General features: G+C 63.6%; 24 protein-coding genes. 14 read left to right on the top strand and 10 right to left on the bottom strand.

Annotated elements, in window-relative coordinates; translation table 11 throughout:
* Positions 1-780, top strand: coding sequence for an ECF transporter S component family protein (locus tag CVS48_RS05640; RefSeq protein WP_126376233.1), 780 nt, complete (start codon positions 1-3; stop codon positions 778-780).
* A gap of 8 nt (positions 781-788) precedes the next feature.
* Here the strand turns inward: CVS48_RS05640 and CVS48_RS05635 are convergent, their stop codons facing one another.
* Complete coding sequence (locus CVS48_RS05635; protein WP_100853618.1) at positions 789-1,760, bottom strand: AraC family transcriptional regulator; 972 nt, start codon at positions 1,758-1,760, stop codon at positions 789-791.
* Between the two features lie 93 nt (positions 1,761-1,853).
* Between CVS48_RS05635 and CVS48_RS05630 the strand changes: the two genes are divergently transcribed.
* Positions 1,854-2,684: an oxidoreductase gene (locus CVS48_RS05630; protein ID WP_100853617.1), complete on the top strand. Its 831-nt coding sequence runs from the start codon at positions 1,854-1,856 to the stop codon at positions 2,682-2,684.
* A 242-nt stretch (positions 2,685-2,926) separates the two neighbouring features.
* Here CVS48_RS05630 and CVS48_RS05625 read toward each other — a convergent pair whose 3' ends face one another.
* From CVS48_RS05625 to CVS48_RS05615, 3 genes are all read right to left on the bottom strand, one after another.
* Positions 2,927-3,379 (bottom strand): hypothetical protein, encoded by a 453-nt coding sequence (locus CVS48_RS05625; RefSeq protein WP_100853616.1) that lies wholly within the window; start codon positions 3,377-3,379, stop codon positions 2,927-2,929.
* 66 nt (positions 3,380-3,445) lie between these two features.
* Complete coding sequence (locus CVS48_RS05620; protein WP_242001358.1) at positions 3,446-3,892, bottom strand: ASCH domain-containing protein; 447 nt, start codon at positions 3,890-3,892, stop codon at positions 3,446-3,448.
* Positions 3,893-3,965: 73 nt separating this feature from the next.
* Complete coding sequence (locus CVS48_RS05615) at positions 3,966-4,910, bottom strand: LysR family transcriptional regulator (protein WP_100853615.1); 945 nt, start codon at positions 4,908-4,910, stop codon at positions 3,966-3,968.
* 134 nt (positions 4,911-5,044) lie between these two features.
* On the opposite strand from CVS48_RS05615, the gene CVS48_RS05610 reads away from it, so the two are divergent.
* The 6 genes from CVS48_RS05610 (at position 5,045) to CVS48_RS05585 (ending at position 11,477) form a co-directional block, all read left to right on the top strand.
* Entirely contained in the window at positions 5,045-6,481 is a 1,437-nt protein-coding gene (locus tag CVS48_RS05610; protein WP_100853614.1) for an NAD-dependent succinate-semialdehyde dehydrogenase, read from the top strand.
* A gap of 14 nt (positions 6,482-6,495) precedes the next feature.
* Positions 6,496-6,846, top strand: coding sequence for a carboxymuconolactone decarboxylase family protein (locus CVS48_RS05605; RefSeq protein ID WP_100853613.1), 351 nt, complete (start codon positions 6,496-6,498; stop codon positions 6,844-6,846).
* A complete protein-coding gene (locus tag CVS48_RS05600; protein WP_100853612.1) occupies positions 6,843-7,850 on the top strand; it encodes an NAD(P)H-quinone oxidoreductase in 1,008 nt (335 codons plus the stop codon). Before CVS48_RS05605 ends, CVS48_RS05600 begins: the two co-directional genes overlap by 4 nt.
* A gap of 297 nt (positions 7,851-8,147) precedes the next feature.
* Positions 8,148-10,556, top strand: coding sequence for a mechanosensitive ion channel domain-containing protein (locus CVS48_RS05595; RefSeq protein ID WP_100853611.1), 2,409 nt, complete (start codon positions 8,148-8,150; stop codon positions 10,554-10,556).
* 28 nt (positions 10,557-10,584) lie between these two features.
* Positions 10,585-11,076, top strand: coding sequence for a helix-turn-helix domain-containing protein (locus CVS48_RS05590; RefSeq protein ID WP_100857524.1), 492 nt, complete (start codon positions 10,585-10,587; stop codon positions 11,074-11,076).
* Complete coding sequence (locus tag CVS48_RS05585) at positions 11,073-11,477, top strand: VOC family protein (RefSeq protein ID WP_100853610.1); 405 nt, start codon at positions 11,073-11,075, stop codon at positions 11,475-11,477. Before CVS48_RS05590 ends, CVS48_RS05585 begins: the two co-directional genes overlap by 4 nt.
* A gap of 31 nt (positions 11,478-11,508) precedes the next feature.
* Here the strand turns inward: CVS48_RS05585 and CVS48_RS05580 are convergent, their stop codons facing one another.
* A complete protein-coding gene (locus CVS48_RS05580; RefSeq protein ID WP_100853609.1) occupies positions 11,509-12,129 on the bottom strand; it encodes a LysE family translocator in 621 nt (206 codons plus the stop codon).
* A 118-nt stretch (positions 12,130-12,247) separates the two neighbouring features.
* Between CVS48_RS05580 and CVS48_RS05575 the strand changes: the two genes are divergently transcribed.
* On the top strand, positions 12,248-12,724 hold the full coding sequence (locus CVS48_RS05575) for an Lrp/AsnC family transcriptional regulator (protein WP_100853608.1): 477 nt from the start codon (positions 12,248-12,250) through the stop codon (positions 12,722-12,724).
* Between the two features lie 194 nt (positions 12,725-12,918).
* A complete protein-coding gene (locus CVS48_RS05570; RefSeq protein ID WP_100853607.1) occupies positions 12,919-15,714 on the top strand; it encodes a CheR family methyltransferase in 2,796 nt (931 codons plus the stop codon).
* Here CVS48_RS05570 and CVS48_RS05565 read toward each other — a convergent pair.
* Positions 15,684-17,003 (bottom strand): sigma-54-dependent transcriptional regulator, encoded by a 1,320-nt coding sequence (locus tag CVS48_RS05565; protein WP_100853606.1) that lies wholly within the window; start codon positions 17,001-17,003, stop codon positions 15,684-15,686. The two genes, CVS48_RS05570 and CVS48_RS05565, sit on opposite strands and share 31 nt — an antisense overlap.
* Positions 17,000-18,388 (bottom strand): sensor histidine kinase, encoded by a 1,389-nt coding sequence (locus CVS48_RS05560; protein ID WP_100853605.1) that lies wholly within the window; start codon positions 18,386-18,388, stop codon positions 17,000-17,002. The genes CVS48_RS05565 and CVS48_RS05560 overlap by 4 nt, the downstream gene beginning before the upstream one ends.
* Before the next feature lie 353 nt (positions 18,389-18,741).
* Between CVS48_RS05560 and CVS48_RS05555 the strand changes: the two genes are divergently transcribed.
* The 4 genes from CVS48_RS05555 (at position 18,742) to CVS48_RS05540 (ending at position 21,959) form a co-directional block, all read left to right on the top strand.
* The gene (locus CVS48_RS05555; RefSeq protein WP_242001359.1) at positions 18,742-19,227 is read left to right on the top strand and encodes a tripartite tricarboxylate transporter TctB family protein; all 486 of its coding nucleotides are present in this window, start codon (positions 18,742-18,744) and stop codon (positions 19,225-19,227) included.
* Positions 19,228-19,230: 3 nt separating this feature from the next.
* Positions 19,231-20,751, top strand: coding sequence for a tripartite tricarboxylate transporter permease (locus tag CVS48_RS05550; RefSeq protein ID WP_100853603.1), 1,521 nt, complete (start codon positions 19,231-19,233; stop codon positions 20,749-20,751).
* A gap of 71 nt (positions 20,752-20,822) precedes the next feature.
* Positions 20,823-21,296, top strand: a complete 474-nt coding sequence (locus CVS48_RS05545) for a hypothetical protein (protein ID WP_100853602.1) — start codon at positions 20,823-20,825, stop codon at positions 21,294-21,296.
* 48 nt (positions 21,297-21,344) lie between these two features.
* Positions 21,345-21,959, top strand: a complete 615-nt coding sequence (locus tag CVS48_RS05540) for an ABC transporter ATP-binding protein (protein WP_100853601.1) — start codon at positions 21,345-21,347, stop codon at positions 21,957-21,959.
* 149 nt (positions 21,960-22,108) lie between these two features.
* Here the strand turns inward: CVS48_RS05540 and CVS48_RS05535 are convergent, their stop codons facing one another.
* The 3 genes from CVS48_RS05535 to CVS48_RS05525 all read right to left on the bottom strand — a co-directional run bounded on the left by CVS48_RS05535 (position 22,109) and on the right by CVS48_RS05525 (position 25,647).
* Positions 22,109-22,660: a type 1 glutamine amidotransferase domain-containing protein gene (locus CVS48_RS05535; RefSeq protein ID WP_100853600.1), complete on the bottom strand. Its 552-nt coding sequence runs from the start codon at positions 22,658-22,660 to the stop codon at positions 22,109-22,111.
* A 432-nt stretch (positions 22,661-23,092) separates the two neighbouring features.
* Positions 23,093-23,467 carry a glutaredoxin family protein gene (locus CVS48_RS05530; RefSeq protein ID WP_050447462.1) on the bottom strand — a complete coding sequence of 125 codons (375 nt, stop codon included), beginning with the start codon at positions 23,465-23,467 and terminating at the stop codon, positions 23,093-23,095.
* 152 nt (positions 23,468-23,619) lie between these two features.
* Positions 23,620-25,647 (bottom strand): acetyl/propionyl/methylcrotonyl-CoA carboxylase subunit alpha, encoded by a 2,028-nt coding sequence (locus CVS48_RS05525; RefSeq protein WP_100853599.1) that lies wholly within the window; start codon positions 25,645-25,647, stop codon positions 23,620-23,622.
* Positions 25,648-25,687 lie beyond the last annotated feature (40 nt).

Below are 25,687 nucleotides of genomic sequence, written 5' to 3'. Positions count from 1 at the left end.
GTGGAACGTAAAGTGTACGGAAATGCTTGTCCGACAAACACGCCGCCAAGCGCCTCGCCAGACCGCCTCGCCGCCTACCGTCGATTGAATCCCCCAATCAGTTGTATCCTTTTGGCCGTTGTCATCATTCGCGAGGAAGCGCGCGTGCATTGCGAAACTTGTGGGGCCGCGCATCGCGGCCGTGGCCGTCTTTGCGACGAATGCACCAAGACCTTGTCCGGCTTTTCCGAGCCCAGCAAACTTCCGCCCCTTGGCGACTTCAATACTGATCAAACTTTCCCCGCGGCTCAGCCGCAACAGCCGCTACCGAAGGACGGCGGCTGGAACGAGCCGCAAAAGCCGCTATCCAAGGAAGGCGGCTGGGATCAACCCGAACTCGTTCGAACCGATGTCATTCCCCTGACGCTGGCCGGCCGCCCAATCAAGCGGGGTTGGCTCACGGCGCTTGGCGCGGCCGGCGTGCTGATGACAATCGGCGATATAGTCTTCAGATGGGGCGTCTGGTGGTTCTGGCTGTTCATTCCAAGTGGCATCGCCTTCCTCGTCGGGCGTGGCTTGATGCGCAAGGGCTTCGTCCGCTTAGTGGGCGCCTTCAACTTAGAAGCCGACAAGGCGGGCCGCATCTCTCTCACCACGCTGGGGGGAGACTGCCCGGTGTGCAACGGGGAGATCAAGTTGAAGGACATCGGCCCCAGTCGACACCTCAAGACCGTCATCCAATGCACGGCGGACGAGACCCATCAGTGGGCGTTCAACCCCAAGCGCCTGGATAGGCTCTAGCGCCAGCGTCAGTGCGACGACACATACGTGGCGTCGGCAAACGACGCCGGTATCGCGAAACTTTCACGCATGCGTTTCGCTTCGGCTGCGGGCGTCAAGCCGAACAGCCGCTTGAATTCCCGGCTGAATTGCGATGGGCTCGTGTAGCCCACGGCATGGCCCGCCGCTTCCGCCGTCAAGTCCTGGCGCACCATCAACAACCTGGCCTGATGCAGTCGCGTCGACTTCACGTACTGCATCGGCGACACCTGCGTAACCGCCTTGAAATGGCTGTGGAAGCTGGGCACGCTCATGCCCGCCTTGTGGGCAAGCTGCGTCACATCAAGCGGCTTGGCGTAGTCGGCATGAATCTGCCGTAGCGACATCCCTATCCTGCCAAACTGTCCTCGCATCGCCAGCGCCTCTCGCAGCGCGCCGCCCTGTGGCCCGGTCAGCACGCGGAAGTACAGTTCGCGCAGCAGGCCCGGTCCCAGCACGGCGGCTTCGATTGGCCGGTGCATGGCTTCAAGAAAGCGCAGCACCGAGGCATGCATCCTGTCGTCCATCCGCGTCGACATCATGCTTTGAGGCACGTCTGCCCCATCGCCCATGCCTGTGTTGCCGATCTGCGCGGCCAGCTCGGCAGCCACCGTGAAATCAAGATGCAGATACAGCGCTAGCAACGGGCGGTCCGGCGTGGCATCGGTTTCCATGCTGAAGGGAACCGGCACCGAGACGGCAAGATAATGATCCGCGTCGTACTGGTACAGCTGCCCGCCAAAGTACCCGCGCTTACGTCCTTGGCACACGATCACGATGCCTGGGTCATACAAAACCGGGGTGCGCGAAAGCGCACGGTCGGAACGCAGGATACGCACGCTGGGCAGCGCGGTCAGGTTATAGCCTTCCGTGGGCGCCAAGTCGCGCAGCAGCGCGACCGTGCGCTTTCGCGTATCGGGCAGTGTGGCCGAATCCTGATTCGGGGTGTAGTCATGGCTCATAGCTTTATGCAAGAAATTCAGCGAATTTTGGCTGATAAGTCGTCTGCCGCAAGAATAGTATGCAGTCTCTCTTTCGTATTCTGGAGACGCATCATGGCGTTGAGCAAGATATTTCTGATCACCGGAGTCAGCAGCGGATTCGGCCGCGCGCTGGCGCAAGAAGCGCTGGCCGCCGGCCATACCGTGGTGGGCACCGTAAGAAGCGACGAGGCAAAGCGCGATTTCGAATCGCTTGCCGATGCGGCCTATGGGCGCGTGCTGGACGTCACCCACTTCGATCGCATTGACGACGTCGTATCGGAAATCGAAACCAGCGTCGGACCCATCGACGTTCTGGTCAACAACGCGGGCTATGGGCACGAGGGCGTGCTGGAAGAGTCGTCGCTATCGGAGATGCGCCGGCAGTTCGACGTGAACGTGTTCGGCGCCGTCGCCATGATGAAGGCCGTGCTGCCCTACCTGCGCGCGCGCCGATGTGGCCACATCCTGAACATCACGTCCATGGGCGGACACCTCACCATGCCGGGCATCGCCTATTACTGCGGCAGCAAATTCGCGCTGGAAGGCATTTCGGAGACCCTCGGCAAAGAGGTCAAACCCTTGGGCATCGCCGTCACCGCCGTGGCGCCGGGTTCATTCCGTACCGACTGGGCCGGCCGTTCAATGACACGCACCCCGCGTTCCATCCCGGACTACGACACCATCTTCGACCCCATCCGGCAGGCGCGTGAAGAGAAAAGCGGCAAGCAGCTTGGCGACCCGGTGAAGGCCGCCCGTGCGATGCTTGCAGCGATCGAGGCTGACGATCCTCCGGCACATCTATTGCTGGGCAGCGACGCGTTGATGCTGGTGCGAGCCAAGCATGCTGCGTTGGAAGACGAGTTTCAAGCGTGGGAGGCGACTACGGTATCGACGGATGGTTGAAGTCGTACCGAACCCATGGCGCTGGACGCACCGCTTTCCGCGGCACTCGGCATTACACGCATCGGCATTCATCACGTCAGGTTGTTGCCCGGTCGACGAAGCGTATGAACGTACCCGCGTGAACCGTTGGGAAGACTGGCCCGCCAGGCCGCTGGGCGAACATGACGGGAAGCCGGACTGAGTGCGTGGTGAACGGCACGAGGTCGACTCCAGGTGTCAGACTGCAATTCGCCACCTTGCCTTCAACGCTGAAGGCAACTGGCCACGTCTGACGCCAGCCGCGTCATTTCATTATCGACGCCCAGATCCGAGCAATAGGCCCCCGCGCCTCGCAATGAAAGATCCAGCCGGGACGCTTGCTTTGACATCTCGGCCCTCAGACGAAAGCCGCTCGTGTTTGGCGTGCCGTAGTGCTCGGTCTCAAGCACTCCCGTCCTGGTATCCCGGATCGCGTAGCCACTATCGAAAAGCGGGGCACGGTCTTTATTCCCGATGGTCTCTTGGTCGATACACGCGAACACTTCCTCGACCGTCGCGCTTTGCGGCACCTCGATCGACGCGCGTTTGCTGGGACCGAATGCATCGCACAGCCCGGAAGACATGGAACAACCATTCAACAGACCTACGATGACCAATGCGGCCGGCAGCCGACCGCTGAAACGCCAATTCGCCAAGCTCCCGTACTCGCGCACCATGTTTCCCATCTCCTGAAACGGGTTGGCGCCATCGCCGGGCGGCGTGCGCCAGAAGTCAAACAGGTTCTATCGCGCATAGACCTCTACGACGCGGAAGCGTTCGCACACCAGCATCATGTCCGGCGCATACCCGCCGTTGCGTTCGAAGTAGGCAATGTGCGCGTCGCGCCAAACGGGGTACGGGCCCTCGCCTTCAGCCAGCGCGAAGGCTTCGTCGACTTGGTCGAAGCGCTGGATCAACACGCCGGTGGTTTCGATGACGCAGGCGGGGCGACCCTGGCCATCCAGCACGACATCGCGCCGGCCCGCTTGTGGCACGGGTTCTTCGTCGTCGAAGTGATGCAGCGCGCCGCAAGTAGCCGTCTTCGTGCCCGCCAGAACCAGCGCGAGCAATTCGTCGGCGAGTTCGGGCGAATCGCCGAACTGAAACGTAACGGCGTCTTCGTATGGGGCGGGTGGTCTTATGCTGGGTTTGGTCATGGAGATGGGGATGAGGGTTGAGGCGTCAGGCATGCTGGCACGGCAACGTAGTCTGACACGTTAATTCTGACACGTTAATTCCCGTTAATTCCAAACGCTGATCCCTTCAGCCCGTCTCTTTCGCCGTGATGCCCAGCTCAGCGGCATAGCCCGCAAGCTGCTCGCCCACATGGAGCTTCAGCGCGTCCACGAACAGCTTGATCTTGGCGTCGACAAACTGACGCGACGGGTACAGCGCATACACGTTGCGCTGGTTCGTGTAGTACCCGGGCAATACCCGCACCAGCGTGCCTCGGCGCAGATCCTCGATCGCCGAGAACCCCGCCAGCAGTCCAATCCCGGCGCCATCGCGCAGCGCGGTGGCCATGGCGTCCATGTCGTTTACGCCAAGATGCCCGCCCGACGGCCGATGGGTGAACGTGCCGTTCTCGCCTTCCAGATGCCATTCGTCCGGGGCATAGTCCACCGTGGTCAACAACAAGCAAGTGTGCTGAGCAAGGTCCTCGGGGGTGTGCACCGGGGGATGTTGTGCCAGGTACTCAGGCGATGCCGCCAAGACGCAGTGGCTGACGCCAATCTTCTGGCTGACGTAGGTGGAGTCCGGCAAGGCGCGCGCGATCACGATGCCGACATCAAGCTGTTCTTCAAGCAGATTCGGCATGCGCTGCGACAGAAGCAGGTCCACCGAGACGTCGGGGTAGGTCTTTCTATACGCCAAGGCTGCGCGGGCGACCAGCGTGCGCCCCAAGCCGGGTACGGCGTGAACGCGCAATACGCCGCGTGGCGACACCGTTGCATGCCCCGCCTCGGCTTCGGCTTGCTCGACGTCGCCCAGGATCGCGATGCAGCGGTCATAGAAGCGGTGCCCCACATCGGTGACGACCAGGCGGCGGGTGGAGCGCTGAATCAGCCGGGCATTCAGGCCTTCTTCCAGCACCGTGACGGCGCGCGAAATGTTGCCGACCGTGGTGGAAAGATGGTTGGCCACGGCAGTGAAACTGCCCATCTCCACCACTTTCGCAAAAACCGACATGTTGTATAGCTTGTCCATCGTGGGCCCATTGTGTTCGTGCGACTTTTCCTCTGGAAGGGAAAGTCATTCTTCCGCAAGGGGCTAAATCCGCGCGCCGCTCACGCCTAGACTCCGTTCCAAGGTCACCAACAATCTTATCGGAGTTTGCAACCATGAACGGCAACTATGACCCGCTTTACCTCTTCATCAACGGCGAATGGATAGGCGCTGGCGAACGCGACACGGCCGGCGTGGTGAATCCCGCCACACGTCAGGAACTGGGCCGTGTGCCGCTTGCGACGACGGCGGATCTGGATCGCGCGCTTGCCGCGACGCAGCCGGCCTTCAATGCCTGGCGCACGACGGTGCCCAACGAGCGCGCTCGTGTTCTCAAGCGCGGGGCGGAATTGATGCGCGAACGTGCCGAGCACATTGCCACGCTGATGACGCTTGAAGAGGGCAAGCCCTTGGCTGAAAGCCGTGATGAAGTGTTGCGCGCCGCCGAGTATTTCGAATGGTTTGCCGAAGAAGCCAAGCGGATTGACGGCCGCGTCGTGCCCGCCAATCGCCCCGGCGTGCAGCAACTGGTCAAGCGGCAGGCAATTGGCCCGGTGGCCGCGTTCACGCCCTGGAATTTTCCCGCGATCACGCCGGCGCGCAAACTTGCCGCCGCCCTAGCAGCCGGTTGCAGCGTCATCATCAAACCCGGTGAAGAGAGCCCGGCCACCGCGCTGGCGCTGGCTCGCGCCCTGGACGATGCCGGCTTGCCCAAAGGGGTGCTGCAAGTCGTCTTCGGCGTGCCGGACGACGTGTCGCGGCATCTGATTGCGTCGCCGGTGATCCGCAAGGTGACCTTCACTGGCTCCGTCCCCATCGGCCGCTTGTTGTCGGCGCGTGCCGCCGAGGGCGTGAAGCCCATCACGCTGGAACTTGGTGGACATGGGCCGGTGCTGGTGTTCGACGATGCCGATGTCCAGCGCGCCGCGGTCGAGGGCGCCGCCAACCGCTTCCGTGGCACCGGCCAAGTCTGCATTTCGTCCACGCGCTTTTTAGTCCAGCGCGGCGTCTATGACGAATTCCGTGAACATTTCGTCGAGGCTACCCGCGCCCTGAAGGTCGGCAACGGGCTTGATCCGGATACGCAAGTGGGGCCGTTGGCGAACCCGCGCCAGTTGGAGAAGATGCAGGCGTTGATTGCTGACGCGGTGGCATGCGGCGCCACGGTATTGGCCGGGGGCAAGCCCATCGACGGCGCGGGCTACTTCTTCGAACCGACGGTGCTGGCCGATGTGCCGATGCATGCCAAGATCATGCACGAAGAGCCGTTCGGCCCGATTGCGGTGCTGATGACTTTTGATGAACTGGCGGACGGGTTGCAAGAAGCCAATCGGCTGCCTTATGGCTTGTCTGCCTATGCGTTCACCAGCAATGCCCGTACGGCGATAGACGTGGCCGACGGCCTGGAAGCCGGAATGATCGGCATCAATCAATACCGCATCGTGGCCACGGAACTGCCCTTCGGCGGTATGAAGGAAAGCGGACACGGTTCGGAGGGCGGCGTGGAAGGCATCGAGTACTACCTCACGCACAAATTCATCAGCCAGGCTTGAACCAGGAGCACACCATGTCGAATATCGATTTCAGCCATCCGCGCGAAGCCGCGCGTGCATTCACCCCGGCGCTGTCGGCCTTCGTCGACAACACGCTTTACCCCGATATCTGGAGCGACCCCGCGTTGGCGCCGCGAGACCGCAGCCTGATTACCGTGGCCGCCTTGATTGCCGCGGGGCATACGGATGAATTGCCCGCGCACCTGCGCCGCGCCGTTGGCAATGGGCTGACACAGGATGAGCTGTCGGCCGCCATCACGCACCTGGCGTTCTACGTCGGATTTCCCGCCGCGATCACCGCCTCGGCGATTGCGCAAGCCACATTGGCCGTGTCACACGAAAGCGACCTGAAGGATAAGCAATGAAAGCGATTATTTTTGAACAGTTTGGCGAGGCGGATGTGCTCCAGGTGGCCGACGTGGCCCAGCCCGACATGCGGCCCGATGACCTTATCGTGCGCGTCCATGCAGCGGGTGTGAATCGTGCCGACCTGACCCACCGCCGTGGCGGCTATGGCCGGCCGAATTTTGGTGACTCCACCATCATGGGTCTGGAGATCGCGGGCGAAGTGCTGCAAGCCGGCAGCGCCGTACGCGGCTTCAAGGCGGGCGATCGCGTGATGGGCGTGGTGGGTGGCGGTGCATATGCGGAGGTCGCCCGGCTGGACTGGCGCATGGCCTTGCCCATTCCCCAGGAGCTGGACTACGTCCACGCGGCCGCCATTCCCGAAGTGTTCGTCACCGCGCACGAAGCCATGCTGCACCTGGGCCGTCTGAAAGCGGGTGATTCCGTGTTGATTCACGCGGCAGCGGGCGGCGTGGGGTCGGCGGCGGTGCAGCTTGCCCGGGCAACGGGCGCCACCGTGTACGCCACGGCCGAGGCCAGCAAGCTTGAGCAGGTCCAGCAGCTGGGCGCCGACTGCGTCATCGACTATCGCACGCAGGACTTTTCGCAGGTCGTGGCCGAGCGGACATCGAAGCGTGGCGTGGACGTGGTGATCGACTTTATCGGCGCACCCAACTTTGCGCGCAACATTGCCTCGCTGGCCAACGGCGGGCGGCTGGTTCAGGTGGGTATCCTGGGCGGCGGCGGCCAGGTCAGCATTGCGCTGGAAGACATCCTGTATCGCCATCTGCAAATTTTCGGCACTGTCATGAAATCACGTCAGCAGACTGAAAAGCACGCGATGGTGCAGCGCTTTCGCGAGCATTGGCTGGACCGCTTTTCCAGCGGCGCGGGTCTGGTGCCCGTGGTTGACAGCACCTATCCGCTTGAACGCGCAGCGGACGCGCATCGCCGAATGGAGTCGTCTCAGAACGTTGGGAAAATCATTCTGACGATGTCGGATGCCGGTGGGGATGGCAATTGATAGGGCGTCAGACTGCAATTCCTGATGCCGTGATGCAGGCTGAAACTTGACGTTGCGGAGCGGGGAACCGGGGAGGCCGAACAAGGGGACGGCTCCATGGGCGATATCATTTGGAAATTGCCGGCGTCCCCACCGCGATCGCGCGCCGCGATTTTCTGCCCTGATCGCATAGGAGATTTATTAGTGGTTCTATCCGCAACGACAGCATCCGCGTCTTCCCTGTTCCGCAACCATGCCGCCAGTCTCTGGAGGCGCCGACGAGAAAGACCCTGGCTGGCGGCCCTGCTGCTGGCGGCGATGCTGAGTTGCCTGTCGATGCTGTGGCAAGCCCCCGCCATGGCCGCGTTGCCCCTGCCAGCCAAGGAAGCCGCTGCGCCCCCTTCGGCGCTGACTCCCGCCGCGCTGGCCGACCTGTTGGAGAATCCCGAGGCGCGCAAAGCGCTGGTGGACGAGTTGCGCACGCAGGCGTCGGGGACCAAACCGGCGGCCTCCCGCTCCGCAGGCGCGGCCGAGCCTGCCGAACCCGCCGTACCCGGTTTGCAGGCACGCATGGCCGATGGCGTGCAGCGTTTCCTGACCGGCGTTGCCGCCGACATGGGCCAAGGCGTGGACGATATGCGCGTGCTGGCGTCGGGGCGCAGCCTGCGCATGGACAGCGGCACGGCGGGCCAGGCCTTGCTGCCGCTGACATTGGCCGCCGTGGCCACCATCATTGCCTTCCTGCTGTTGCGGATGATCGCCATGCGCATCTACACCCGCATCGATCGCTGGGTGGCGCATCAGGGCGCGGGCGAGCCCGTCGCGCCGCCCAAGCGCGGCGTGCCGGCCTCCATGCGCGTGCTGTATCGGCGTGGCGGCGCCATCGTCGGCGCGGTGGCCATCGACGCGGGCGTCGTTCTGCTGGCGGCCATGGCGGGCGGCGCGGCTGCCCTGTGGGGTACGCCGGGGCGCGGCACGCTGGACCCCTTGGCGGCCGTGTTTCTGCAGGCCTTCGTGGCGGTGGAGATCGTCAAGGTGCTGATCCGCACGGTGTTCGCGGTGCGGCATCCGCACCTGCGTCTTCTGCCCATGTCCGACGAACTGGCCAAGTACTGGAACGGCTGGCTGGTGCGCGTGGTGGCGGCGGCGGGCTATGGCACGCTGCTGATAGACCCCGTGATCTCGGCCACGCTGTCGCCCGCCCTGGGTCGCCTGGCCAACATGGTCATCATGCTGGCGGTGTACGTGTACGCGGTGCGCGTCATCTGGCAGAACCGCCAGTCGGTACGCGAACGCCTTAGCCGACGCGCCGCCAATGCGGCCACGTTCATGGGATCGCGGCTGCACTTTCTGTCGCGCGTGTGGCACGTGCTGGGTATCGGGTACTTCACCGTCCTGCTGGTGGTCAGCCAGATCGACCCCACCAATGCGCTGCCCTTCATGGCCCGCGCCACCGCGCAGACCTTGCTGGTGATCGGCGTGAGCAGCCTGTTGGTGCTGTTGGTAAACACCGTACTGGCCAAGCCCATCGTGTTGTCAGCCGACCTGCGGCGGCGCCTGCCGATGCTGGAGACGCGCGTCAACGCCTATGTGCCGGCCCTGCTGAAAGTGCTGGGATGGATCATCCGCATCGTCGCGGTGCTGCTTATTCTTGACGCCTGGCAGGCGTTTGACCTGTCTAGCTGGCTGGCCTCGGATGCCGGAGGCGCGGCCATCAAGGTGGTGCTTAACATCGTCATCGTGCTGCTGATCGCGGCGCTGGTCTGGACGGTTATCGCAAGCGTCATCGAACACCGCCTGAGCCAGAGCGAGGGGCGCGGCATGCCCACCGCGCGGGAACGTACCCTGCTGGCGCTGTTTCGCAATGCCGCGTTGATCGTCATTGTGACGATGACGCTGATGGTGCTGCTGTCGCAGATCGGAATCGACGTGGGCCCGCTGATCGCCGGCGCCGGGGTGGTGGGCCTGGCGATCGGTTTTGGCGCGCAGAAGCTGGTGCAGGACATCATCACCGGTGTCTTCATCCAGCTTGAAAACGGCATGAACGAGAACGACGTGGTGCAGGTGGCGGGCGTGTTCGGCACGGTCGAGAAGATGACGATACGTTCGGTGGGCATCCGCACGCTGGACGGCGGCTATCACCTGGTGCCGTTCTCGTCGGTGGACGTGGTGGCCAACCACATGCGTGACTTCTCGTACCACCTGGGCGAATACACGATCGCGCATCGCGAAAGCGTGGACGACGCCATCGAGCATCTGCGCGCGGCCTTTGCCGAGCTGATGACGGATTCGGTGCTGGGTCCGGAAATTCTGGAAGAGATCACCATTGCCGGCGTCACGGCGGTCAACGACAAGGGCGTGACCATCCGCATCCTGATCAAGACCACGCCGGGCATGCAATGGGCCGTGCAGCGCGGCTACAACCGGCTGCTTAAAAAGCACTTCGACGCCGCCGGCATCGAGCTGCCCTACCCGCACACGGTGGTTTACTTCGGCCAGGACAAGCGGGGCTATGCGCCTGTGGCGAACGTGGCGTTGCAAGCCGAGCGCCCCGACGAGGGCGAAGACGCCCGGGCCGCGGGCCACACGCGCCGCCGCCTGACGCCGGAAACCAGCGGCGACGATGCCGCCGAGGTGCTGGGCAACGAGCTGGAGGCGCGCGAGGAAGCGGATCTGGATCTTGATCCGGAGTCGCCAGGCACCCATGACCATCCACGCCGTCAGTGATCCGCAGCCGCTTGCCGCCGCCTCGGTAATGGACGCATCCCGTCCGTTGGAGGATGCGGCGCTGCTGCGCCGCCTGCTGCGGGCCAAGGACCGCATGGACGCGGCGTCCGCCGAGGCTTGGCCGGTCAGCCGTCTGGCCGAAGTCAGCGGTGTATCCCAAGCCTATTTCGCGCGCTCGTTCAAGCGCGCCTTCGGGCTTCCACCGCACCGCTACTTGCTGACACGCCGGATCGAGCGCGCCATCGCCCTGTTGCGGGATACCGACATGAGCATTACGGCGATCGCGTTCGAGACCGGTTGGCAAAGTTTGGGTACCTTCGGCCGCATCTTCCATGACGTTACCGGGCTTAGCCCAGGGGGGATGCGCGCCCAGCTTCAGGCCCAGCCCGAGGAACTTGCCCGGGTCCCGGCCTGTGTGGTCAAGGCCGCGCAACGCCCCGACTTGGACAGCGCAGTTTTGGAGAAGCGCCGTCGCGCCGCCGCCGCTACATTGCGTGAATCCACCAAGGAGGAGTCATGAACGAAGGAATCAATGTTGTCGGCTTGTACGTAAACGATCAGGACGAAGCGCTGGCGTTCTACGTCGAAAAATTGGGCTTTCGCGTTCACACGGATGTGCGCAATGGCGACTACCGCTGGCTGACCATCCAGCATCCGGACCAGCCCTCGTTTCAGCTTGGCCTGTTCAAGCCCGGCCCGCCCGTCCATGACGACGCCACCGCGCAGACCCTGCACGCCATGGTTGCCAAGGGCGCCATGCCGCCGCTGGTGTTGTCGGTGGCAGACTGCCGCGCCAGCCATGCCAGGTTGCAGGCGCTGGGCGTTGAGTTCACCCAAGAGCCCACGGACCGCTACGGCAGCGTCGATGCCGGTTTCCGCGACCCGGCCGGCAATGGGTGGAAGATGATCCAGGCGGGCTAGCTTCCCGGCCCCTGTTCACCTGCCGTGGCGCCTAAGCGACGCCAGCAGCCAGTTGGATACTCAGGCCGACCAGCGCCAGGCCGGCAAACCGCGTTGCCAGCAGCCTGGCGCTTGGAAACGTCGCAAGGCGCAAGGCCAGGGCGTTTCCGATCAGCACCAAGGCGCTTTGATAGAGCAGGCTTAGCACGGTCACGTGCAGCATCATCACCGCCAGCGTTACCGGGGATGCCGCCGGTTTAAGAAACAGGGGAAAGAACGCGACGAAGAACAGGATCACCTTGGGGTTGGTCAGGCTCACCATGAACGCCCGGCGACAGTACACCCAGGGTGATCGGTCGCGTCCGCGTTCCTGATCCTGCGTATTTGGGCGTGTGCGGATGAGTTGCGCGCCCAGCCATAGCAGATACGCGACTCCCGCCCATTGCAGGCCTTGAAAGACCAGCGGATGCGTCCGCATGATCGCGGCCAGGCCCGCCGCCGCCGCGACCATGAACAGAAAGTCGCCCGCGATGGTGCCCAACACCGCGGCCATGCCGGCGCTTTTGCCATGGCGCGCCGTGGCGTCCAGGATGGCGATGGTGCCCGCGCCGGGAATGGCCTGGAATACCAGGATGGCGAGGATAAAACTGCCGTAGTGCTGGATGTCGAGCATGCCGCATCGGGATTCGCAATAAGAAGAATCGATTATCCCGTCGGTCCCATTGCCAGATACAGCGCATTATTCCGGTGAATGCTAAATTTAGCCGTCGGTTTTCTGGTAGAAGCGCGCCATGGCAAGAACGGATAAAAATGAACTGGATGACGTGGCGTGGCGCTTGCTGCGCGCCCTTCAGCTTGACGCGCGCGCGCCACTGAAGACCCTTGCCGAGGCCGCCGGCTTGTCGGTTGCGGCAACGGCGGAACGGCTCAAGCGGTTGCAGGATGCCGGCATTGCGCAGCGATTCACCCTTGAGGTGGATGCGGCGCAAGTGGGCTACCCCGTAAAGGCGATTGTGGGGATCACCGCGACACAGCCCGGCAAGAAAGCCCTGCTTGACCGGCTGCGCCACGCACCCGAAGTGCTTGAGTGCCACCATGTGGCCGGGGCCGATTCCTATCTGATGACCGTGGTCGCAACGGGTTTGATGGATCTTGAGCGTTTTATCGGGACCATCAACGGATACGGAGAAACACGGACTTCCATTATTTTCTCTACCCCCATCGAACGCCGCGGCCTGGTGCCACCCGGCACAGAAAAACGCCAGTAGGGTTATCGGGGATTATTTAGTTCGTGTTTTTGCTTGTCTGAAAAGGGTATTAGGACTCACCCGAGCCATATGGCTTAACCCGTATCAAAGCGTAATTGCCCATGGTAATGTTGACGCCAGGGGTTAATGCGTATCCCTTGCCTTGCATGTGACACCCAATATGCTGTTTGCCAGGCCGGCTTGGCCAGAGGGACATGATGCTGCGAACGGAATTTCCCATCGTGGGTCTCGGCGCGTCCGGCGGCGGAATCCAGGCATTGGAAGCGTTTTTCCGTGGCGTGCCCCTGAATCCCGGCATGGCCTTCGTGGTGGTTTCCCATTTAAGTTCTGGCCACGAACAACACCTGCTTGACGCCATCGCGCGCCACACCTCGCTGGCGGTGATGATCGGCGTTGATAATCAGCAGCTTGAACCAAATTGTGTATATCTGCTGCCGCGCGACGCCCTTATGTCTATTGGCCAGCGGCGCTTGCGCGTGATTAAGCGTCCGGCGAATCTGTCGGTTCGCCGCCCTGTTGATTTATTCTTTTCCGCCTTGGCGCAGGATTGCCTGGATTATGCGGCGGGCGTGGTGTTGTCCGGCGGGAATTCAGACGGCACGCTTGGCATCAAGGCCATCAAAGAGTATGGCGGGTTAACCATGGCGCAGGCTACGGACGAAGACGGCCCGGTCAATCCTGAAATGCCGGCCAGCGCCATCGCCAGTGGGTGGATCGATTTTGCGCTGCCCGCGAGCGAAATGGCGCGCAAGCTGACCGAGCTTGGCGTGGGCTTATCCCTGCGGGGCGAGGCGAGTCCCGACACGCAAGAAGGGGGTGATCCGGACGGCTTGGGCGCTTCGCGCATGAAAATCCGGGAGTTGCTGCGCGCCAGCATCGGCCACGATTCCAGTGGCTACAGCGATCAGGATTTCATGCGCCGTGTGCGGCGCCGCATGCAGGTCAAACAGCTTGGCGCCGTTGATGCCTACATCGACCATCTGAATCAAGAACCCCAAGAGGCCATTGCGCTGTTCCGAGATCTATCGGTCGGCATCACGAACTTCTTCAAGGACGCCGAGGCGTTCGACGTCTTGAACCGGCTGGTTATTCCGGAACTGCTGCAAGGCCGGGGGGCGACGGATACCGTGCGGGTATGGGTGCCCGGCTGCGCCACGGGCGAAGAGGCCTATTCGCTGGCCATGCTGTTGCGCGAATACATGGACACCATGGCGGCGCCGCCTCGTGTGCGTTTGTTCGCCACCGATGTGGACGACTGGGCGCTGCTTGCCGCGCGCGCGGCAAGATACCCTGGCCAGTCGCTGGAAGGAATGTCGCGAGAACGGCGTGACCGTCACTTTCTTGCGGACGGCGACGGCTATGTCGTGAACAAGCATCTGCGCGACATGTGCGTCTTTGCGCCCCATGGCGTGGTACGTGACCCGCCCTTCGCCCGAATCGACCTGATTTCGTGCCGCAACCTGCTTATCTGTTCTGATCGCCAGGCCCAACAGCAGATCATTCCGACGTTCCATTATTCGTTGCAGCCCAATGGCTTTCTGGTGCTTGGCGCGGCGGATGACGCGGGCGAGGTCGGCAGCTTGTTCAAGGCCATTGAACGCAAGCACCGGATCTTTCAACGGCGCAACGGGCAACCGGTTGCGCCGCGCCTGGCGTTCTCGTCGTGGCCCTTGCAGGCTGCCAGCCTGCCCAGTTTCACGCACCGCCCAGGTGATGCGGTTGGCGCGACGCTGCACGCGGCGATCGAACGCCAGGTGCTGACTCGGCATGCCCCCGCGCATGTCGTGATCAACGGAAATGGCGACGTGCTGTATTACTCGAACGGCACCGGAAAATTCCTGCAGGCCGAGGCGGGCGTACCCAGCCATCAAGTACTGGCCTTGGCTCGCAAGGGCCTGCGGCCGGATTTGCGCGCCTTGCTGCACGAGGCGGCTGAGACGGGTAAGGTCGCGCGACGGGAGGGCGTGGCCTTTGAAGACGACGAAGGACGCTTGCAGCGGGTCTCACTCGAGGTCGAGCCCTTGTGCTGGCAGCGAGACACTGAAACGCGATATCTGGTCCTGTTCTTTCAGCGTGGCATGGAGAGCGAGGGCGGCGCCCATTCCCCAGAAAATGCACCGCAAGACGGCGCAGGCCGCCATGTGGAAATCGAACTGCTGCAAGCGCGTGAACGCTTGCAGTCCATGGCTGAGGAATACGAGGCCGCGCTGGAGGAATTGAGCGCGTCCAATGAAGAGCTGCTGTCGGTCAACGAAGAGCTGCAATCCGCCAACGAAGAGCTGGAAGCCTCCAAGGAAGAACTGGTCTCGCTTAACGAAGAGCTGCATACGGTCAACGATGAACTTCACGGCAAGGTCGACGAGCTGGACCGCTGCAACAATGATCTGAACGTTCTGTTCGACAAGGCGGCCATCGCAACGTTGTTCCTTGACCGCAACCTGATCATCCGCAGCTTCACGCCTGCAATAAGCGATGTGTTCAACATCCTGCCCGGTGACTGCGGCCGGCCCATTACCGATTTGGCCAGCCGCTTCGACCTGCCTGCGTTTGCGAACGATATCGAGCAGGTCTATACCGACTTTCGGCCCGTTGAACGCCGCATCGCCAGCCCGCTGGACGGAAAGCACTATCTGCTGCGCATGGTGCCGCACAGTGGCGCCGATAGCAGCGTGGATGGTGTCGTCGTCACGTTCATCGACATCACCGACATCATCAAGGTCGAGCGGCGCCACCGCGTGCTGATCGCCGATCTGCAACGCCGCACGCGCAGCTTGTTCGCGATCGTGCAAACCGTGGCGCACTCCACGCTGGGTGATGGCGACGCCGACAAGCGTTTCGACAATCGCCTGTCGGCGTTTGAGCAGGTGCGAGACATGCTCGACGTCGAATGGCGCATCGAGCACCGAGACGCCACCGATTACCTGCTGCTTGAAATTCCTTTGGATGGCACAAGCGCTAGTCAGTATGGCTCGGAATCGGCGCCTTCCTGACGGCCGGCGCGCAGTTTTTTCCATAGTGTCGTTCGTGAAATTCCCAGCCGCTTGGCCGCCAATCCCATATGGCCGCCGGATTCGGAAATGGCTTGCTGGATGGCGCGTTGTTCGGCATCCAGGCGCGTTGCGGCAAGATCCGGTTGTTCCGTAAGCCGTCTTTCCGGGAACAGGTCGCTGGCATGTAGCGTGGTGCCCTCCATCATGACGAGGCCGCGCGCGATCCGGTTCTTCATTTCCCGGATATTGCCGGGCCAGGCATGGTCATGCATCGCCTGCGTGGCGTCCGCCGAAAACGTGATGCCCGACGTGTGTTGCTCATCCAATAAGACGCCTGCCAGCACGTCGATCGCCGCCGGCCGGTTTCTGAGCGGCAAGGTCGCAATCCGTGCCACGGCTAGCCGATAAAAGAGGTCGGCGCGAAACGTTCCCTGCGCGATTGCCGCTTCCAGGTCCGCGCAGGTGCTGGCAAGTATTCGGCAATTCGTCTGGCGGCTCGAAGCCTCGCCCAAGGGTCGATACTCTCCATTTTCCAGCACTCGCAACAGGGCGGCTTGCGCTCTGGGCGTCAGCTCGGCCACTTCATCCAGATACAAGGTGCCGCCCGAAGCCTGGGAAAACAGGCCATCGCGCGCCGCGCCGGCGCCGCTGAAGGCGCCCTTGGCATGGCCAAACAACAGGCTCTCGACCAGGTCGGTGGCCAGCGTGGCGCAATTGACCGCAACGAAGGGGCCGGACGAAAACGACGAGCGCGCGTGGACGTATCGTGCGGCGCGGTCTTTGCCCGTTCCGGTTTCCCCTTCAAAGAGCACCGGCAACGCGCTGGCTGCAAACCGTTCCAGCTCTTGCGCGACAGCGTGCGTGGCGGCGTCAAGCACAAACGGATTGTCTTGGACTGCCGGGCTGCCGCCCGAGGGCTGAGCGGCAATGACGGACCGGATGCGCGCAACCAGCGCGTCGGTGTCGTAGGGCTTGGTCAGGTAATCGTTCGCGCCCGCCGAGACCAGGCGCACCGCCTGGGCAATTTCTCCATAGGCGGTGGCAAAGACCACGGTGGTGCGCGCCAGATGGGGAATCAGGCGGCGATACAGGTCTTCGCCAGATCCATCCGGCAGCCGAATATCGGCAAGCAGGAACGCGGGCCGCATGCGCGTTCGGCGAAACAGCTCGACGGCCTGCGCGCAGCTTTGCACCCATTGCGCCGAGATGCCTTCCAGCCGCAAGCGCTGCAAGAGCGCCGCGCCCAGCAAGGCATCATCTTCGATGAGCAGCACCTGGATATCGTTCACGACAATATTTCCTCTGTGGCGAAGGGCAGGCGCACCGAGATGCGCGTGCCGCTTCCGAAGCGCGTCACGCGCAGACGGCCGTTCAGGGTGGTGATCAGGTCCGCAACGATGCGCAAGCCCATGCCGTCGCCTTCGGACGGATGGCCCGCCAGCGCGCGCCGCGCCGCGGTCGGCAAACCGGAGCCACTGTCCGCCACGTGCAGCGTCAACGCGTCGCGCTTGGCCCGCGCAAAGATCCGCACCCATGCACCGGGCGGCGACGCCTGGATCGCGTTCAGGACCAGGTTCAGCAAGACCTGGCGGACAGCGCCGGCGGGCAGCGCCAGGGCCTGGTCGTGGAGCATGCCCTCGCTATCGAGTTGCACGCGTACGCCTGCCTTGCCGGCTTGAGCATCCACCATCAGGCGAATGTCGGCGATATCTTCCTGGCGCAACCAGGCGCTGCCGGGGCGAAAGGTACGTAGGCTTGCATCGACAACGGCTTGTAGCGCCTGCACGCCGCGTTCGATGAAATCCAGCGACTCGGTTCTGACTTCAGGGCGTTCACCGAATTGCCGCAAGGTTTGCACGGCGGTGCGTAGGCCGCCCAATGGATTGCGTACCTCGTGCGCTAGCGCCGCCGACATGCGGCCCAGCACCGCTTCGCGTTCGATGCGCGCGTTGCGTGCGGCAAGCGCCTCGCGTTGCAGGGCGCCTTCCGCCATCCAGTTGTAGGCCGAGAGCAGTTCCCGGAGTTCCGGGTCCGTGGTGTCAACGCGCATGGGGCGCAGGCGTGCTTCCGGCCCCGCGCGCAGTGCCTCGGTCAGCGAGATGATCGGGCGTTGCAGGCGCCGAGCCATCCCGAAGCACAGCACGGCGCCTAGCAGGCTGATCGCCAGGCCGACCAGGCCAAGCTCAAGGGCCAGTTCCTGGCGTTGCCGATGGAAGTCGCTGACGTCCAGGTTGGCCACCAAGGTGCCAAGCTGGGGCTGGGCAGTGTCCAGCAGGCGCCACGTCCACACCCCTTCCGAGCGCGCGCTGATCAGCGTGCCGGACGTGTCCGCCAGCAACGCAAGCGGAACCGGTTCCACCACGGGATAACGTGCAACGTGCGCCAGCAGACGCTGATCGGCACCCACCACGGCAAGCGTGCGATCAACCACGCCCAGATGGGTGTCCAGCGCCCGATTCAACACCTCCACCATTTGCTCGGCGTCGTGGGCGCGCACGGCGGGAAGAATCGCAGCGGAAAGCCCGTCCAGATACACCTGGCCCAGGTTGGTGATCTGCCGGTCGAACTGCCGTGATACGCCATGCAGCGCCAGGGAGATGAGCGCGGTGGAGATCACAAGAAATAGCAAAGCGACCGCAAGCGGAATTCGCGCGGTAAGAGACAGGCGGAGCATGGCGGCGCTTCTGGACCTCGAAAACGAAATTATGCCTCGCGTTCTACCTGCTTCGGATTTGCAATATTTGGCAAGTGCGCTGGGCGTGGGAAAAATCCGTGCCAGGGGCGCCACACGGGCGTTCCAGGCGCAATGTGGCGCGGCGATGTTCACTTTTGTGAACATCGGCATTGAACCCTTGTTCACGCTTGTTCACTCGGGCTGCCGCCGTCATGCCCGCGCCATGGTTATCCCGCATAGCCGCCGCGGATGCGTGAAAGCCGTTTGCAAGGCCCACTCCTTAAAGTGCCCGCTCCTCCGGCATGCACGGTTGCATGCCCGGAGCAAGTCAACAACAAACCGGGGAGCAAGCCGTGGGCAGCACCATATTCTCTAGAAAGCGCGATCTGTGGGGAGGTGCGTTCATAGCACTCTGCGGCGCGCTCACCATACTTGAAGCGACGTCATACAACATCGGAGAACTGGCCCGGATGGGGCCAGGCTACTTCCCCCTGATGGTGGGTTGTTTCCTGGTGGCGCTGGGCATTCTGATTCCGCTTAGCCCGGACCCCGACGAGGTGCAGGAAGAACTCGTCGAAGAGCATCTGCCGCAACCGTCGCGCCGCGATCGCATCCGTGGCATGGCCTGCATTGCAGCGGGCATTGCGCTCTTCATCATCCTGGGCAGCTTCGTGGGCTTTCTGCCCGCGACCTTCGCGTTGGTGTTCGTGTCGGCCCTGGGCGATACGTCGAATTCCATCAAATCCGCCGCCATTCTCGCCATTGCGATGACGGTGTTCGGCGCGGTTGTGTTCTCGTGGGCGCTGCAATTGCAGTTCCCGATGCTGCGCTGGGGGTAGGCCATGGATCTGTTCGATAACGTATTGCACGGCTTTTCCGTGGCGCTGCAGTGGGACAACCTGCTGTGGTCGCTGTTCGGCGTCTTCATGGGCAACATGATCGGCGTGCTGCCGGGCATGGGCGTGCTGGCCGCCATTTCCATCCTGCTTCCGCTTACCTACGCGATGACGCCGGTAGCTGCCTTGATGATGCTGGCCGGCATTTACTACGGCGCCCAGTACGGCGGTGGCATTACCTGCATTTTGCTCAACCTGCCGGGCACGCCTTCCCATGCGGTGACCTGCCTGGACGGCAATCCGCTGGCGCGGCAAGGCAAGTCCGGGTCCGCGTTGTTCATGCTGGTGATGTCGTCTTTCGTGGGCGCCAGCGTGGGCATCATCATCATGATTCTGTTCTCGCCCTTGCTGGTCGAAGTGGCGTTTCAGTTCGGCCCGGCCGAGTATTTCTCCATGATGATGCTGGGCCTGTTCGCCGGCGCCACTCTGGCGAAGGGGTCGGCCGTCAAGGGCATTGCCATGGTGTTCTTGGGCCTGCTGCTGGGCGTGGTGGGCACTGATGTGAACACCGGCACCATCCGTTATGCCTTCGGCATCATCGAACTCAGCGATGGCGTGCAGTTGGTGGCGTTGGCGATGGGGCTGTTCGGGCTGGCGGACTTCTTTGCCAACGTGAATCGCATCGGCAAGGCCACGACCGTGGGCGCCGGCCCCAAGATGTCGGTACGGCCGGAACCGGGCGACATCAAGCAATCGGCCATGCCGATCGCGCGTGGCAGCGCCATCGGCGCCGTCCTGGGCATCCTGCCGGGAACGGGCGCGACCATCGCCTCGTTCATGTCGTATGCGGTCGAGAAGCGCGTGTCGAAGACGCCCAAGCGCTTTGGCAATGGCGCCATCGAAGGGGTGGCGGGGCCGGAAGCGGCAAACAATGCGGCCGCGCAAACGAGCTTCATTCCCACGATGAGCCTGGGCATTCCCGGCGACTCCGTCATGGCCTTGATGCTGGGCGCGCTGATCATCCACGGCATCCAGCCCGGCCCGCAGATGGTGACCGAGCACGCGGATTTGTTCTGGGGGCTGATCGCCAGCTTCTGGATCGGCAACATCATGCTGGTGGTGATGAACCTGCCCTTGATCGGCATGTGGGCAAGGCTCTTGAAAGTGCCCTACAAGTATCTGTTCCCGTCCGCGCTGTTCTTTGTCTGCGTCGGCGTGTACAGCACCAACAACAACCTGTTCGATGTGGGCATGGTGTTGATGGTTGGGCTGGTCGGTTACCTGTTCCTGAAGCTGCGCTTTTCTCCCGCGCCGCTGCTGTTGGGCTTCGTGCTGGGCCCCATGGTTGAAGAGAACTTCCGCCGCGCGCTGTTGCTGTCGCGGGGCAGCATGAACGTGTTCATTGACCGGCCGATCAGCGCGGGCTTCATCTACGCCATCGCGGCGCTGGCCATCTGGCTGGTGTTTTCGACGATGCGCAACAGAAAAAAGGTGCGCGCGTTGGAGGAGGCGCAAGCTCAGGCCTGATCGCGCAACACAGGCAGGGCTGAACCGGGGGGCCATTCGTGAGCCCCCCTTTCGATTAACAGGAGGGTGTCGTGAAGCAATGGGCGCGCGGTCCACGCGACGATGGGCCAAGAGGGGCGCTGACGGTGTTACGTGAGCTGGCCTTTGTTGAACTCATCGAACTGCTTGAGTTCAGTCACCTGCGCCTGGATGCCCCGATACAAGGGGCAGGCACCACGTGGGTCGGCACGCAGGAATGGCTGCGCCGCATTGAAGGCGAGTCCAACGACCCTGGCGCGGTGTACGTCTGCACCACGCTGGATGCCTTGCATGATGCCGTCCTGGCGCCCGAGCACGCCGAGCTGAAGATCGATATGCCGACGCAAAGCCGCGTCCGCCTGCGCACCCTGTCCACGCGGCAGGGGGCGTCGCAAGCGTGCTTGCGCGTCGACTTGCAGGCCCTGATCCGGCGTGTCCTGGTACCCGCGAGCGCGCCCGCGCACATGTTTGACCTGGTCAAGCACGTTGTCATGACGCGGCTATGGGTGGAAGTGGCTCGGGTTTGAATCGGCGGGCCATGCCTGGAAGCCGGTGCTTCGATTAAACTTTCCGCCATGCTACGCATCGACAATCTCGGCAAGCGCTACGGCGACTACTTTGTATTCCAGGGTCTGACCCACACGTTCCAGCCTGGATGCATGGCGCTATGCGAAGAAGACAGCACCGGCAAATCCAGTTTGCTGGGCATCATCGCGGGCGTGATCGCGCCGGATGGCGGTGAGGTATGGATCGATGGTCATTCTCTGGCCAACGCGCCGCAGCAAGCCCGCGCCCGACTGGCCTATGTGCCGGATAACTGCCTGGCGTTTCCCACGCAGACCGGGCGCGAATTCCTGCTGAACGCCGCCGCCGAGAAAAACGTGAGCCTGGACGATAGCGTGCTGGATCTGGCATTCCGCCTGGGGCTGGAGCCGCATCTGGACAAGCGCTTCGAGCAGATGTCCACGGGCACGCGGCGCAAGGTGTACCTGACCGCCGCCGCGCTGGGCACGCCGGCCGTCGTCGTTGCGGATGGCCCCAGCAGTGGCCTGGACGCGCAGGCGCGCGGGGTGTTGGCCGAGGTTTTCACGACCTGGGCGCGAGACCGCGTTGTGCTGTTCGCCAGTCACGACCCCGAGCTGGTGCAGGCCTGCAATGCGCGCAAGCTTAACGTGGGCGATCTGCGCTAGCTGCGCCTTGGTTGAACTAGCCGAGCCCTGGTTAAGCTCGCGCCTCGGTCACACTAGCCCAGCCCTGCTTAAGCCCGCGCCCCGATCAAACTAGCCGAGCCTTGGTCAAGCCCCGATCAAACTAGCCGTGCCCTGGTCAAGCCTGCGCGTCAGCGCCTGGACGCCTGCAAGACCTCGATGAATGCCGTGCTGAACGCCGGGATGTCGTCGGGCTTGCGGCTGGACACCAGCGCGCCGTCGACCACGACTTCCTGATCCACCCAGTTGGCCCCGGCATTGCGCAGGTCGTCCTGCAGCGACGGCCAGCTGGTCATGGTGCGGTCGCGCACCACGCCCGAGGACACCAGCAGCCACGCGCCGTGGCAGATGACCGCCACGGGCTTGCCGGCGTCGAACATGGCGCGCACGAACGCCTGCGCCTTGGGGTGCATGCGGATCTCATCGCTGTTGACGACACCACCGGGCAATAGCAGCCCGTCGAACACCGAAGGTTCGGCTTCGGCTTGCGCGAATATCAGGTCCACGGGAAAGCGATCACCGGGTTTGTCGTGATGCATGCCCAGGATCGGGTCATTGCGCGCCGACACCAGTACCGTGCGGGCGCCTTCGGCTTGCAGCCGGTCACGCGGACCGGTCAGTTCTACCTGCTCGAATCCGTCGACAGCCAGAATGGCGATGTTTATCTCGTTAAGTGTTGCCATGATTGCTCCCTGTGCTGGGCCCCGTGCAAGCGATGCGCGGCGGGTCGGGGCGTGCTCGCCGAAGCCAAGGTGCAGCAAGTGGCATGCCGGGGGATGGGCAGAAGGGAGGGAGGTAGATGGGAGGTCGGCAGATGGGCGGTCGGCAGATGGGAGGTCGGCAGATGGGCGGTCGGGAGATGGGCGGTCGGCAGATGGGTTTCGCGCGGCATGCGGTAGCGCTTTTTGCGTCGGTCCGCGCGCGCTACACCCATCCTACGGGGCAGAGCGGCAACAAGCCGGGCGCTGCCGGCGCCATGGGTCAACGCGCAACGTCTTCATCCGCGCAACGGGCAACGCCTTCATTCGTAGGATGGGTGAAGCGCGGCAAGCTCGTTGCTAGAACGTGGTGTTCAACGCGCGCAACCCATCATCTCCCCCCCACCCACACGACCCTCAAGCCACGCCCGCGAAGCGTTTGTCCAGGTACGCAATGATCTCGCTGGATTCATACATCCAGCGCGTGCCGCCGGCCTCTTCAATGCGCAGGCAAGGCACCTTGACCTTGCCGCCGCCGGCCAGCAGTTGTTCACGGGCCTGGGGGTCGTTCTTGGCGTCGTGCAGCGTCACCGGCACGTTCAAACGATGCATGGCGCGGCGCGTTTTCACGCAGAACGGGCAGGCGTGGAATTGATAGAGCGACAGCGCGGCGGCTTCCGCGTTGACCGTGGCCTGGCCTTGTGCTGAACGTTGTTGCGGGCGCGGACGGGTCAGCGCGTCGCCAAGAACGATCAATTGACCCAGGCCGACACGCAAGGCTTTGACAAACATGGATGTTCAACTCAAACAAAGGAAAGAGGCGGTCAGTCTACTCTTTTGCCGGGTTGCGCCCCTGCAAGGTCCTCAGCGCGCTGACGGCATCCACAGCGCCCCAAGGTTCATGTTCCACATCGACCATGCCCCGATCAGTGATGCCCAGCGGGCTAGCCCCCGATCGACACCAGTTCCGCGCCTTCGGTCACCTGGTCGCCCACGCCATAGAACACTTCTTCGACCTTGCCATCGGCTGGCGCCGAAATCGTGTGCTCCATCTTCATGGCTTCCATCACCAAAAGCGGCTGCCCTTTCTCGACGGTGTCGCCCGCCTTGACCGAGATCGAGATGATCTTGCCCGGCATCGGGGCCGTCAGGCCGCCGCCGTGCTCGCCCTGCGTGTCCTGGGCATGCGCCAGGGGGTCGTACAGCTCCAGCACGTGCACGCCGTCGTCGCCAAAGACGTGGGCGCGGTCGGCATGCAGCACGACGGTGCCGGCGTGCTCATGGCCGGCCAGCGTGACGCGCAGGCCGTAGGCCAGGTTGGGGTTGGCGCTGGCGTGCGAGCGCCACAGAAAGGGCTGTGCACCGGTGCCTGCGTCCAGCGTCCACGCGCCGCCTTGGCGCGCCACGGTGACGCGGCGCGCTTCGCCGTTTTCCACCCATTGCAGGTGACGCTGGTACTGCCCGCCCAGGCGCCAGCCGTCGCGCGCATCCCAGGGGTCGGCGGGGCCTTTTCCCGGGGATTGCGCGCCGGGCTGCGCCAGGCCCTGTCGTACCAGCACGGCGGCCGAGGCCAGCGCCAGCGTGGCGGCGTTGGCCGCTTGCGGTTCGGGCAGCAGGGTGGCGCGCTGGCGTTCGATCAGGCCGGTGTCCAGGTCGGCGGCGGCAAAGGCGCTGTCTTTCATCAAGCGCGCCAGGAACGCCACGTTGGTCTGCACGCCCACGGCCTGTGTTTGCGCCAGCGCTTGCAGCATGCGGGCGCGGGCCTGGTCGCGGTCGGCGCCGTGCACGATCAGCTTGGCGATCATGGGGTCATAAAACGGCGTGATCGTGTCGCCGGTGCGCACGCCGCCATCCACGCGGATGTCGGCGTTGGTGAACGCGCTGTGCGGGGGCAGGCCCAGATAAGCCAGGGTGCCGATCGACGGCAGGAAGCCCTTGTCGGGGTTCTCGGCGTAGATGCGGGCTTCGATGGCGTGGCCGTTGATGCGCAAGTCTTCTTGGCGCGCCGGCAGCGGCTGGCCCGCGGCCACGCGCAGTTGCCATTCCACCAGATCGTGGCCCGTGATCATTTCGGTGACCGGGTGTTCCACCTGCAGGCGCGTGTTCATTTCCATGAAGTAGAAGCGGCCGTCCGGCTCGGCAATGAACTCCACCGTGCCTGCGCCCACGTAGCCCACGGCGCGCGCGGCGGCCACGGCGGCTTCGCCCATGGCGCGGCGGCGTTCTTCGGTCATGCCGGGGGCGGGGGCTTCTTCGATGACCTTCTGGTGGCGGCGCTGCACCGAGCAATCGCGTTCGAACAGATAGACGCAGTTGCCTTGAGTGTCCGCGAACACCTGGATTTCAATGTGGCGCGGCTTTTGCAGATAGCGTTCGATCAGTACGCGGTCGTCGCCAAAGCTGGATGCCGCTTCACGTTGGCACGAGGCCAGCGCGTCCAGGAACGCGCCCGACGATTCCACGACGCGCATGCCCTTGCCGCCGCCGCCCGCGCTGGCCTTGATCAGCACGGGGTAGCCGATGCCGTCGGCCTGGGTCTTCAGGAATTGCGGGTCCTGGTTGTCGCCGTGGTAGCCGGGCACCAGCGGCACGCCGGCTTTATCCATCAGCGACTTGGCGGCCGACTTGCTGCCCATGGCGGCAATGGCGGAGGCCGGCGGGCCCACGAAGGCAATGCCGGCCTTTTCAGCGGCTTCGGCAAAGGCTTCGTTTTCAGACAGGAAGCCGTAGCCGGGGTGGATGGCGCCCGCGCCGGTATCCAGCGCGGCTTGCAGGATGGCGTCGGCGCGCAGGTAGCTGGCGCGCGGCTCCGATCCGCCGATGTACACGGCTTGATCGCAGGCGGCCACGTGGCGCGCGTTGGCGTCCGCGTCCGAGTACACAGCAACGGTGCGGATGCCCATGCGGCGGGCGGTGGCGGCGACGCGGCAGGCGATTTCGCCGCGATTGGCAATCAGCAAAGTGTCGAACATGAATGTCATCCTGGCTGTAATTCTTCTTGAACTGCGGGCA

The organism is Achromobacter spanius (assembly GCF_002812705.1).
Lineage (GTDB): Bacteria > Pseudomonadota > Gammaproteobacteria > Burkholderiales > Burkholderiaceae_B > Achromobacter > Achromobacter spanius.
This window is presented reverse-complemented; position numbering and strand designations above follow the sequence as displayed.